The following is an 11,744-nucleotide window of genomic DNA, read 5'->3' on the forward strand; positions in this document are numbered from 1 at the left end:
ATTATCGTGCCGTTTTCGAACCCTGCCTAGCCATCTAGGCATACGGTTAATACCTCATAGAGATATTAATTTTATATGCATTGATGAGTAACCAAAGGAGCGGAAATCCACGCAGTGACCAGTGGTGTGGGATGACGCCGTCGGACAGAACACTGTCCACGGCGGAGGTCGACGACGTGTTCGAGGTCTTGGCGGACTGGCGACGGCGTGCCGTCTGTCACTACTTCGCGACCGGCGACCAAACGGCAACAGATGTCGAGACGCTGGCAACGGCGGTCTCGAAGAAAGAAGCCAGGAGCACGAATGGTGGGGCAAGTACGTCGCCGTCGACGATCCGGACCCAACTCGAAGAGGAGCACTTGCCGATACTTCACCGGATCGGCCTCATCGACTACGACGAGCGCAGCGGTGCGGTCAAGTACTGGGGATCACCCACCGTCGAAAAGTGGGCTGATCACGCAGAGGCGGTCACGCGACGCACAGACTTCTAACGGGCTGACAGGCCGCATCTGGGGGGATGTGGCCTGTCGGAGATGCTACTGCTTTTTGCGAGGGCGCCGAACCCCGATACATGGATCTCCCACCGGTCGGACTCGGCACGATGGGTATCGAGGACGAGGCCGTCGTCAAAACGGCTCTCGATTGTGGCTACCGCCATCTCGACACCGCACAGATATACGACAACGAGGGCGTCGTGGGCGCGGGCATCGCCGTCGCTGACACCGACCGGGCCAACCTGACTGTCGCGACGAAACTCTGGACCGACGCGCTCGGGGCGTCGGCTGTCCGGCCAGAGACCGAGGACAGCCTGGACCGGCTCGGCCTCGACGCCGTCGACCTCCTGTACGTTCACAGACCGCGGGGCGACTACGACCCCGATACGACGCTGCCCGCTGTCGAGGCCGTCCGCGAGGCGGGACTGACCGAGTACGTCGGGCTCTCGAACTTCGATCCGGACCAGCTAGCGGTCGCCCGGGACCATCTCGACGCGATAGCCGCACACCAGGCCGAGTTCCACCCGCTGTACTGGCGTGAGTCGCTGCTCGCCGACGCACAGGAACGCGGCTATCCACTGGTCGCGTACTCCCCGCTGGCCGGCGGTCGCGTGTTCGAGGAACAGACTATCGTCGACATCGCTGAGGCCCACGAGGCCACGCCGGCCGCGGTCAGCATCGCCTGGGTGACCAGCTACGACAACGTCGTCACGATTCCGAAAGCGTCCTCGCAGGCACATCTCGAAGCGAACCTCGCCGCCGCCGACCTCCAGTTGAGCGACGCCGAGATCCAGCGCATCGAAGCTATCGAGTACGAAGAGGAACTGTTCCCCGAGTAAGGTCGCTCCGGGCAGTGGACTGTTACTCGTTTTTCATGTCACAACCCGTGAGTGAGCGTCGCTTTCTGGAGCCTGAATATAAACCGACTACCGATACCGTTTGGCCATACGGTCTTAAGTGGCCCTTCCCTATATCAGATGTATGACAGCTGCCAGTACCACTGCAACGACAGTACTCCAGGCGACACAGTCTGAAGTGCTCCAAGAGATCCAGTCGAACGTCCTCCTGAACTCATCGCTCTGGGTGAACATCGCGCTGGCAGGCGTCGTGATCCTCCTGTTCGTCGCGATGGGCCGTGAGCTCGAATCGTCCCGGGCGAAACTCATCTGGGTCGCGACGATGCTGGTCCCGCTGGTTTCAATCTCCAGTTACGTCGGCCTGGCGTCCGGACTGACTGTCGGGTTCTTACAGATGCCGCCGGGTCACGCGCTGGCCGGCCAGGAGGTCCTGTCCCCGTGGGGCCGGTATCTGACCTGGACGTTCTCGACGCCGATGATCCTCCTGGCGTTGGGTCTGCTGGCCGACACCGATATGGCGTCGCTGTTCACCGCTATCACGATGGACATCGGGATGTGTATCACTGGCCTCGCGGCCGCGCTCATCACCTCCTCGCACCTGCTGCGCTGGGTGTTTTACGGCATCAGCTGTGCGTTTTTCGTTGCCGTCCTGTACGTTCTGCTCGTCGAGTGGCCGGCCGATGCACAGGCCGCCGGCACGAGCGAGATATTCGGGACGCTCAAGCTGCTGACCGTGGTGCTGTGGCTCGGCTACCCGATTCTGTGGGCGCTGGGCTCTGAGGGGCTTGCGCTCCTGAGCGTCGGCGTCACCTCGTGGGGCTACTCCGGACTGGACATCCTCGCGAAGTACGTCTTCGCGTTCCTGCTCCTGCGCTGGGTCGCCGCCAACGAAGGCACTGTCTCCCAGGCCGGGACGAATATCGGGTCCGGCGGTGCTGCGCCCGCGGACGACTGAGTCGGACGTGGCAATGCGGCCGCTGCGGTGGCCCCACCGCGGGCTCGTTTGGATGCAAAAATCACTTTGAGCTGTCGCCCAATGGACTAGTCTGTATGCCCTCCCCTCTCGAAATCCCGGCTGTTCACTACGGCATCCCACTGGTTAGCGCCGCAGTCGTCGCGGCTGTCGCGTTCCTCTTCCTTGAGGGAACGATACGGTATGTCGCACTCGGTATCGCCGCGCTCGAAGTTGTGGTCACGCCACAGATTCTGAAACAGGCGGCGTCGAACGCATAGCTGGAGCGGCGTCGCACTCCCCCTTTCGTGTCGGCTTGGAACAGTGTGTAGACCTGTGGCTCGCCACTGCTATCGGTTAGTAAACGTGCGCTCGCGTGTCGCTCCGCTTCCGCTCGCAGTTCGAGTTTCTGACCGAAAAAAGAACCTCGCTTCCTACGGACTCAGACGCTGCCGATCTCGCGGGAACAGCACAGCCTCGCGGATGTTCTCTAGCCCGAGCATCGTCATGATGAGGCGCTCGCCGCCGAGTCCCCAGCCGGCGTGTGGCGGCATGCCGTACTTGAACATCTTGGTGTAGTACTCGAAGGCCTCCGGGTCCAGGCCCTGCTGTTCGAACCCTTCGACGAGGTGGTCGAAGCGGTGCTCACGCTGGCCACCAGAGACCAGTTCCATCGACGGGTGCATCATGTCGAAGCCGGTCGAAACCTCTGCATCGTCGTCGTGGTCCTTGATGTAGAACGGCTTGATCTCGCTGGGCCAGTCGGTGATGAAGTAGTGCTCGCCGACTTCCTGGCCGAGGACGTGCTCGGCCTCCGTCGAGAGGTCGTCGCCCCACACCAGCGGCTCGTCGAGTTCGCCGGTGGCGTTGATGCGGTCCAGCGCCTCCTCGTACGTGAGTCGCGGGAAGTCGCCCTCGGGGGCCGCGAACTCGTCTTCGAGGCCGAGCGCTTCGAGTTCGTCCTGGCAGTTCTCGGCGACGCCCTCGTAGGCGGACTGGACGACGTGTTCGCAGGCGTCCATCGCCTCGGTGTGGTCGTAGAAGGCTGACTCGAAGTCGATGGAGGTCGCCTCGTTGAGGTGCCGCGGCGTGTTGTGCTCCTCGGCGCGGAAGATCGGGCCGATCTCGAAGACGCGTTCGAGGCCGGAGCCGACCATCAGCTGCTTGAACAGCTGCGGGCTCTGGTTCATGAACGCTTCCTGCCCGAAGTAGGTGATCGGGAACAGCTCGGTGCCGCCCTCGGTCCCCGTGGCGACGATCTTCGGCGTGTTGATCTCCGTGCAGTCGAGTTCGCGGAACGCCTCGCGGACCGACCGAAGGACTTCCGCGCGGATCTCGAAGATGGCCTTGACCTCGTCTTTGCGGAGGTCGAGGGTCCGGTTGTCGAGGCGGGTCGGCAGTTCGGCGTCGACCTTGCCCGACGGGTCCAGCGGCAGTTCGGGATCAGCCTCGGAAATCACGTCGACCGATTCGGGCGTGACCTCGACGCCGGTCGGTGCGCGTGGCTCTTCCTCCACGTCGCCCGTGACGGAGATGACCGACTCGCGCTGGACGCCTAGACCTGTGTCCACGAGGTCGTCGTCCATCTCGTCTTTCTCGAACTTGACCTGAATCTTCCCGGTAGTGTCCCGGAGAATGAGGAAGGCGATTCCACCGAGGTCTCGGATCTCGTGGACCCAGCCGGCGACGGTGACCGTGTCACCCGGCGCTGCGTCCGCTGTGTAGGTGCGGTTTTCCATGGGTGTCCGTTCTTGTGGCCGTAACTTAAGGACAGTCTTTCGTGGCGAGGTCGTGACCGAAGGGAACGACATCGATATGGCGAGCGGCGAACGAAGTGAGCCGTGAGCAGCTAGGGATGCGAGGGTCACTCACTCTGTTCGTGCCCCCCGAAATAGCGAGTGGGGAGCATCGCGACCCGCGAGCAGCGGAAGGCAAAACTGCAGTGAGAGACCCTCGAAATGACGAACGGTGAACGAAATGAACCGTGAGTAGCTCAGGGGACGCAAGCACAGCGCGCCCGCCGAACACGCGACTCCGAGTTAGCGGTCGGCCGTGGGCGCCGTCGCGTCCTTCGCGCCTTTCACCGTCTCTCGAACCGCATCGACGCCTTCGTCGTGGACGAGGTCGCCGACGACGATAGTATCCGCGTGCTGTGCCATCGTTCGCGCGGACTCGTAGTCGTGGATGCCACCGCCGTAAAACAGCGTGGCGTCGTCGAGGATATCCGCCGCGGCGGCGACGATGTCGGTGTCGCCGAGCATCCCCGAGTACTCGACGTAGACGATCTCCTGGCCGAGGAGGTGTTCGGCGGCTTCGGCGTAGGCGGCCACGTCGTCCGCGTCGAGGTCGCAGTTGGCCTGCGTGTAGGACGCCACCGACGCCTCGGGGTTCAGCACGATGTAGGCCTCGGTGAAGGTCCGGGACCAGTCGATCTCGTCGTCCATGCGTATCCACTCCTTGTGCGCGCCGGTGATCCAGGCCACGTCGCCGGCGTTCATCACGACCGGGATGAGATACCCGTCGTGACGGTCGCTGTGGACGACTGACGCTGGGTTGGACGGTTCGATGTACACGGGAATGTCGTGTTTTCCGCAGGCGTCGACGACCCGCTTCATCTTCTCCTCTGTCATCCCGGTGGTCCCGCCGACCTCAATGGCGTCGGTCCCCGTCGCCGCGACATCTTCGAACGTCTCTCCGTCGACCAGCGTCTTGTCGGGGTCTATCTTCACGATGTGGTCCCAGTCCGCCCAGTCGCTCATACCTGCCAGACTTGCGCGTGGCCGTATAACCGCTTCGGATACACCGATCCCGGTGAGCGTCTCCGACAGCTCCGGTCGGACAGCCCGACAGCACCCGACCGGGACCGTTTCGGTCCCCTCGTCTCCGAAGATTTATGATGACTATGTTACAATCGGGAGACGATGACAACGGACAAGCACCGGTACGTTGTCGCTGCCATCCGGGCCGTCCTCGTTCTCACGGGGGCCGTCGTGACGGTGGCAGTACTGTACTCCTTCTCGACGATGCCGACAGCGTCGTCGTCCGGCGACGGCTTTGTCCGAGGACTCTCGTATCTGTTCGGCAGCGTCTTTTTTATCCTTGCACTGGGCGGTGCCGGGCTCGGCATCGCCTTGCCATCGCTGTTGGGTGCCGAAGACACGCTTGCGTTCGACCACTGGCAGCGCCGCTGTCTCCAGGGCGCTGGCGGCCTCTTCGTCGGCGGGTTCCTCGTCGGGCTGGCGACGGGGCTGCTCACCCAACTGCAGTTCGGCCTCCTCGTCTGGCTCGTCGCAATCGTCTTTGCCGTTCTCGTGGTCAGTTGCGTGCTGGTCTGGCGTCTGTTCGAGGTGTTCGTCACCGCCTTGGTCCGACTTATCGCCGCAGAAACCGGCGAATGAGGCTTGCGTCGGTACTCCATACTCCGTACGACAACGCTGATACCGGCGGCGGCCGAATACGCCGCCCGTGCAGCAACTCACGACAGTCGAGACGGTCCACGAGGACGGGTCGTGGCTGTTCACCGCCGAAGACCCCTACGGCGACCTCGAAGAGGTCGTTCTGGTCCCCTGCGAGGACGGCGTCGAGGCGTGGGTGAACCGATGCACCCACGAGGCACAGCGGTTCGACACCGGGCGGGGCGTCCCGATGCGTGGCGACCAACTCATCTGCCCCCGACACGGCTCGCTGTTCGACGCCTGCAGCGGCGGCTGCGACAACGGCGACGCCGCCGGGACGACGCTCCCCGGCGTGGAAATATCCGAGACTCACGGCGACGTGTTCCTCACAGATGACGCCTACACGTTCGCCCACGAGGGCGGCATCGATGACGACGACGGGCCAAGTTCCACCTCACACCTCCAGTTGTGACCGCCGGCAACAGTATCGACCGGGACCGGCTACGGGCCGGCGTCGTCGAGTGCCCGCTCTGTGAGCGCCAGATTCCCGAACCGGTAACGCACGCCATCGTCTACGGCGCTGTCGATGCGGTGACGGCTGACAACGCTGAGGCCGTCGCCTGCCCGGTGTGTGACGGCGTGTCGTTCGTGATTGATTGAGCAGCGGGGCCCGTCCGCCGGCTCACTATCCGCCGCCTCGGACTTCGTCAGCTCGAATGCGGAGAATAACCCGCTCGGTCTCTATCGGGTTCGGATACTCGTCTTCGCCCATATAGCGCTGTGCCAGCACGTCGATGTGTTCGCGCGCGCCCTCCGTGGTTATCTCCTCGACCTCGCCCGTCACGGAGAGGAACCGATACGGGTTCTCCGGGTCGGTCATGCTCACGGCGACGGTCGGGTCGGCCTCGACGTTGCGCGTCTTCTGCCGGCCGCGCTCGGTGTTTATCAGCAGCATCTCGTCGTCACTGTCGTAGTCGATCCACACCGGGGTGGCGTGTGGCTTGCCGTCCGGCGTCATCGTCGTCACATGTGCGATAGTGGCGGTCTCGAAAAGGTCGTGGAACTCCGAGGGAATAGCTGGCACAGGTTCAGACAGTCGCCCGGGAGACGATTAATGGTACCGCCGGCGTCAGGCTTCGAGTTCGTCCTGCCACTCCTGGACCTGCGTGGCGCTGACGCCCTGCACTTCGGTGGCGATGATGTCGGGATCGGCCTCCCGGAGCGCCGCCAACGAGTCGACGCCGGCGTCGCCGAGCTTTTCCGCCGTCGCGGAGCCGATGCCGCTCAGGTCCTCCAGGTCTTCGACGGCGGTCCGGGCCTGGTACTCCTCGTAGTTGCAGATGGGACAGCCCAGCTCCCACGGGTCGTCGCTGTCGGCGTCGATGACTAGCTCCGGCAGGTCGTGTTCCTCACAGAACGCCTCGGTCACCGAGATGTCGCCGTTGCGGGGCAGCGGCAGCGAGTAGTCGCAGTCGGGGTAGCGCGTACAGCCGACGAGTCGGGAGCCCGAGCGGAGGTGTTTGATGGCCAACTCTCCGCCCTCCGCTTCGGCGGCTTCGCCGCCTTCGCCTCGTTGCTCCTCCGGAGCAACGCCACACTCGGGACACGGTCCGATGACCTCGTCCTCGCTCTCCTCGGCTTTCTCGGCCTCACAGCGGGGACAGCCGTGGACGAAGGTGTCTCGGCCGGCGAGCATCTTCACGTGGTGCATGTCGTGTTCCTCGCAGTGCTCTTCGAGCACTTGCGGCTCGCCCGTCGAGGGCAGCGGGAGCGTGTTGCGACACTCGGGGAAGCCGTCGCAGCCGACGAAGTACGACCCCTGGCGCGAGCGCCGGACCAGCATGTCCTCGCCGCACTTGGGACAGGGGCCGAGCGTCTTGTCGGCCTTCAGTGACTCCTGGAGGTGCTCGCCGATTTCCTCGCGGGAGTCGCGCAGTTCATCGAACACGCGTTTGAGCATCTCGCGGGACTCGTCGGCCACCGTATCGAGCGTTTCCTCGCCGTTGGCGATGGCGGTCATGTCGGCCTCCAACTGGGCGGTCATCTCGTCGCTGACGACGTGGTCAGCGAACTCCTCGGCGGCTTCGACGACGGCCATCGCCAGCGTCGTCGGCCGGGGCGGATCGCCCTCGATGTAGCCGCGGTCGTACAGTTTCTCGATGGAGTTGTGGCGCGTCGAGTTGTGAACTACTGCACCGCCCTCGACGGCGAAGTTTGGCGCGTTCTCGCTGACAGTGAGGTCATACACAGGCCCATCATACTCGCAGCGCTCGACACTTTCGACGGTGACCGACGACGGTTCGCCGCGGAGTGTCGCATACACCGTCTCCTTGAAATCGGCTGCAACATACCGAACAGTTCTGTTCTCGTCCAGACTTCGATTGCTTCCTTCCACCCGTTTTTCGACGTGGCCGCTCTCGCGCAGCTCACGAAGATACTTGTTTACGCTGACCTGGGTGACGCCGAGAGTCTGGGCGAGTACGGCACTCGTCTTCGGTTCCCGCCGAATCGCTTCCAGTAGCTCTGCTTTCCTCGTGGTTACGTCATACGCGGTGAGCGCGTCGAATCCCCGATAGAACTTTTCGTCTGACGCAATGGGTATCCTATCGAGGAACTGTTCGAGGTTCCGCCGTCCCCGAATGTGGAGCTTGTGCTGGTCGGGTGCCAGTTTCGTTTCAATACCCAGCTCCGCGAGCATTTCTCCAACGCCTGTCAGAAGCGTGTGGTCCGTGTTTGAGATGAAGGCTTTCCCTTCTCGGGAAATATGGCCCTCATCATCGAACAGTGCACCAACGAACGCTGGCCGAACTGCGGCCGGAAGAACCGGTGTTCCGTTCTCAGTTACGGCTTCTAACACGCACATGAGGACACGCCCAACCGCTGATGGAATATCGACCTGATACTTTCGCTTGTGATGTGACTCTCGCCCCGGACGGTCGGTGACAGTCGGCTCGATATCGAATAGTCGTTCGATATCCCGAGCGAATCGTTCTATCAATGCCTCATCCGTGTTGTGATACCGCACGTCAACGACGTTCTCGTCGTCGTTGCGGTGTATCGAGCCATCACCCAAGAGACAACCAACGACTCGCGCTAGCTCGGGCGACCACTCTAACGGGAACGGATTCTCGAAGGTCGTTTCGTAATTCAGCCCGTGGATTCTGTCTGACCGGATATCCAACTCGCCGAGCAACCAGACGGGGATATCTTTCTCACCGCGTTCGTATTTTCCGACCGCAGACCCGTAGGAACCGTATCGCTCGGCAAACGCAGCCTGGCTTTCGTTACGCGCCGTTCGCTGTGCCGCGAGCTCTGTTCCGCAATCCACGCCGTAGAGCTTCGAGTTCTTGTCGCAGCCCGTAGCGAACGTTTCCCACGAAAGTACCGTTTCGTCGGATGGTTCGACCATCGTGTCCGGCGGTCTACGAGCCGCGACAAGCTCGGTTCCCGCCTCGATATCCGACGCTGGACGGACCGTGACATCGCCGTCCTGCCGGACGTACATTGGATGGTCGTCAGTAACTGTAATCGTCCCGCGACTGGTTTCGATTGTTCGAACGTTCTCATCGCCACTCAGCGGCCGCTCACTGATAAGCGTTGATTCCTGTTCGGAGACCTTTTCAGCCGCTTCGTCAAGCGAGAGGACCGTCGGCGTCTCATTGCTGACCGCAATATCCGTGTCCCCGTCAGCGAGGACGACCTGTCCGTCGCTAAACAGCGAAGCAACCGTTTGCCGCTCGATATCCCCGTTTGCGGACCTGACAAGCACGTTACTGTCCGCTGTGAGGCATTTCGTCCCGAGCCCCTTGTCCTCCATGGTCTGAATGAGCCGCGACTGGCCGTAGCGGCGCGGCGGCTGTGTCTGTTTGTCCTCCATCCGCACCTCGGAGATCGCCAGTTCCTCGCCCTCCTCCACGTCGGGGACGTGGTTCTCGCTGGCGCTGGAGTAGGGGTACACCGCGTGATAGCCCGGTTCGACAAGGCGCTTGCCGTTGGCCTTCAGCGAGCGGCCGCCGGCGTCGGCGACGACGCGGAGGTGTTCCCACGTCGCGGCCTCGGCGACCGTCGCGAAGAAGCGCCGGACGACCAGTTCGTAAATCTCCCATTCGTCGTCGGAGAGGTCGGCCTTCGGCGGAATCTCGCCCGTTGGGTGGATGGGCGGGTGGTCGGTCGTCTCCTCGTCGCCCTCGGTGGCGGTGATGTCGTCCTGCTCCAGCAGCGCTTCGGCGTCCTCCCCGAAGTGGCCGGCCCCGACGAACTCATCAAGCAGGGCGTCCTCTTCGAGGTCGTCCGGGTAGACCGTGTTGTCGGTACGGGGGTACGTGATGTAGCCGGTGGTGTACAGCTCCTCGGCGATGGACATAGCGCGCTGGGCGGAGTAGCCCAGCGAACTGGCGGCGGAGATGAAGGCGGTGGTGTTGAACGGCGTCGGCGGGCTGTCGGTGCGGGTCCGGCGGCGGACGCTCGTCACCGTCGCCGCGTCGACGCTCGTCAGGTCGGCGTAGGCGGCGTCGGCGTCGTCCTCGACCCAGACCCGCTCGGCCTCTTTGCCGTCGTCGTCGTAGAAGTACTGGGCCTCGAAGGCCGAGCCGTTCTTCTGGAGGTCGGCGAAGATTTCCCAGTAGTCCTCGGGGTCGAAGGCCTGGATCTCGCGCTCGCGGTCGACGATGAGTTTCAGCGTCGGCGACTGGACCCGGCCCACGGAGATGAAGTCGTCGCCCAACTGCCGGGCCGACAGCGAGAGGAAGCGGGTGAGCGCCGCGCCCCACACGAGGTCGATTATCTGGCGGGCCTCGCCCGCGGCCGCCAGGTCGAAGTCGATGTCGTCGGGGTTGGCGAAGGCGTCACGGACCTCCCGTTCGGTAATCGAGGAGAAGCGGACGCGGTCGACGGGCGCGTCGGTCTCCTCGCGGATGAGTTCGTAGGCCTCCTTGCCGATGAGTTCCCCCTCGCGGTCGTAGTCAGTCGCGATGGTGGCCTCGTCGGCCTCGCGCGCCAGTTGCTGCAGCGTCGTGACGATGTTCTCCTGGGTCGGCTCCTTCGTCACGTCGGCGTCGATGAGTTCCACCGGCTCCACGTCGCGCCAGTCGTTGTACTCCTCGGGGAAGTCGACGCCGACGACGTGGCCGGAGAGGCCGACGACGCGGGTGTTTCCCCACCGATAGACGTTGACGCCGTTTTGCCGGCTCGCGGACGCGCTCCCCTCGGAGAGGATCTCCGCGATGCGGCGTGCGGCGTTGTCTTTCTCGGTGATAATCAACCGCATCAGACACCACCTGTCTCTGTCATTACTCGTCGCTACGGAGTCAACTGTTCTAAAGGCTTTCGGGAAATTCAGGCGACAGCGCGGGTGTGCGGGCGCTTGCGGGGCCGCTCGCGCCCGCGTAGAGAATGCCCTTTACCAGTCCGGCGTTCGTCTCTGGGCTGCCACTGGCCGACGGCGACACTCACAACTTCGATGCACTCTTGCCGGTGACACTCCGACTATCGGTATGGACCGCCGGACGACAAAACTCCTCCGCGGAACGGCCGCCGCGCTCGTGTTCGCGACGGCGGCGTTTCACCTCTGGTGGGGACTCCCGCGAAGCATCATCTACGCGCAGGCGATGAGCGGACTGCTGGGCCAGGGCCTGCCGCCGGACCCCCGCCCGTTCCTGTTTGTCGCTTTCGCCGCGGTCTTGCTCGCCGGGCCGTATCTCGTCACTCGCGGTATCGTCGGCCTGCGCAACGCCTACATCGCCGGCACGCTGCTCATGGTCGCCGCCATCGCCGGCTGGGTGTTCTGGCACGCCACCGGCCACGGGGCCTTCCTCGTCGAGGGGTTCTCCGCGCCATCGTCCGGCAGCGGCGGCCACCACGGCGGCGGCAGCACCGTCCTGCTGATACTCGACCACTTCAACACCGAACCGGTCGAGTCCGGCCTCAAGACGCTCGAAGCGATTGCGGCCGCTATCTTCGTGACCTTGCTGTGGAAAGACCCGGCGATTATTCCGGACAACCAGCGTGACAGCACCGAGCCGCCTGCGTCGAGCGAGTCCTGACTGCC

The 11,744-nt window shown here is 63.6% G+C and carries 12 protein-coding genes; 8 read left to right on the forward strand and 4 right to left on the reverse strand.

Annotated elements, in window-relative coordinates; translation table 11 throughout:
- Window positions 1-83: 83 nt before the first annotated feature.
- The 4 genes from NDI54_RS05710 (at window position 84) to NDI54_RS05725 (ending at window position 2,584) form a co-directional block, all read left to right on the forward strand.
- The gene (locus tag NDI54_RS05710; protein WP_310895508.1) at window positions 84-491 is read left to right on the forward strand and encodes a DUF7344 domain-containing protein; all 408 of its coding nucleotides are present in this window, start codon (window positions 84-86) and stop codon (window positions 489-491) included.
- 80 nt (window positions 492-571) lie between these two features.
- Entirely contained in the window at window positions 572-1,333 is a 762-nt protein-coding gene (locus NDI54_RS05715) for an aldo/keto reductase (RefSeq protein ID WP_310895509.1), read from the forward strand.
- A gap of 142 nt (window positions 1,334-1,475) precedes the next feature.
- Window positions 1,476-2,306 carry a cruxhalorhodopsin Chop3 gene (choP3, locus tag NDI54_RS05720; protein ID WP_310895510.1) on the forward strand — a complete coding sequence of 277 codons (831 nt, stop codon included), beginning with the start codon at window positions 1,476-1,478 and terminating at the stop codon, window positions 2,304-2,306.
- Between the two features lie 95 nt (window positions 2,307-2,401).
- Window positions 2,402-2,584 (forward strand): hypothetical protein, encoded by a 183-nt coding sequence (locus NDI54_RS05725; RefSeq protein ID WP_310895511.1) that lies wholly within the window; start codon window positions 2,402-2,404, stop codon window positions 2,582-2,584.
- 153 nt (window positions 2,585-2,737) lie between these two features.
- On the opposite strand, the gene aspS is transcribed toward NDI54_RS05725, so the two are convergent.
- Entirely contained in the window at window positions 2,738-4,042 is a 1,305-nt protein-coding gene (gene aspS, locus NDI54_RS05730) for an aspartate--tRNA(Asn) ligase (RefSeq protein WP_310895512.1), read from the reverse strand.
- Between the two features lie 300 nt (window positions 4,043-4,342).
- Entirely contained in the window at window positions 4,343-5,062 is a 720-nt protein-coding gene (locus tag NDI54_RS05735; RefSeq protein ID WP_310895513.1) for a phosphoglycerol geranylgeranyltransferase, read from the reverse strand.
- 162 nt (window positions 5,063-5,224) lie between these two features.
- Between NDI54_RS05735 and NDI54_RS05740 the strand changes: the two genes are divergently transcribed.
- The 3 genes from NDI54_RS05740 (at window position 5,225) to NDI54_RS05750 (ending at window position 6,358) form a co-directional block, all read left to right on the forward strand.
- A complete protein-coding gene (locus NDI54_RS05740; RefSeq protein WP_310895514.1) occupies window positions 5,225-5,701 on the forward strand; it encodes a hypothetical protein in 477 nt (158 codons plus the stop codon).
- Between the two features lie 67 nt (window positions 5,702-5,768).
- Window positions 5,769-6,170, forward strand: a complete 402-nt coding sequence (locus tag NDI54_RS05745; RefSeq protein ID WP_310895515.1) for a Rieske (2Fe-2S) protein — start codon at window positions 5,769-5,771, stop codon at window positions 6,168-6,170.
- Window positions 6,167-6,358, forward strand: a complete 192-nt coding sequence (locus NDI54_RS05750) for a hypothetical protein (RefSeq protein WP_310895516.1) — start codon at window positions 6,167-6,169, stop codon at window positions 6,356-6,358. Before NDI54_RS05745 ends, NDI54_RS05750 begins: the two co-directional genes overlap by 4 nt.
- 25 nt (window positions 6,359-6,383) lie before the next feature.
- Here the strand turns inward: NDI54_RS05750 and NDI54_RS05755 are convergent, their stop codons facing one another.
- Window positions 6,384-6,782, reverse strand: coding sequence for a PPOX class F420-dependent oxidoreductase (locus tag NDI54_RS05755; RefSeq protein WP_310895517.1), 399 nt, complete (start codon window positions 6,780-6,782; stop codon window positions 6,384-6,386).
- A gap of 45 nt (window positions 6,783-6,827) precedes the next feature.
- Window positions 6,828-10,964: a DNA topoisomerase I gene (locus tag NDI54_RS05760; RefSeq protein WP_310895518.1), complete on the reverse strand. Its 4,137-nt coding sequence runs from the start codon at window positions 10,962-10,964 to the stop codon at window positions 6,828-6,830.
- Between the two features lie 226 nt (window positions 10,965-11,190).
- Between NDI54_RS05760 and NDI54_RS05765 the strand changes: the two genes are divergently transcribed.
- The gene (locus NDI54_RS05765; RefSeq protein WP_310895519.1) at window positions 11,191-11,739 is read left to right on the forward strand and encodes a hypothetical protein; all 549 of its coding nucleotides are present in this window, start codon (window positions 11,191-11,193) and stop codon (window positions 11,737-11,739) included.
- Window positions 11,740-11,744 lie beyond the last annotated feature (5 nt).

Origin of the sequence: Haloarcula terrestris, assembly GCF_031624315.1 — an archaeon.
GTDB classification, from domain to species: domain Archaea; phylum Halobacteriota; class Halobacteria; order Halobacteriales; family Haloarculaceae; genus Haloarcula; species Haloarcula terrestris.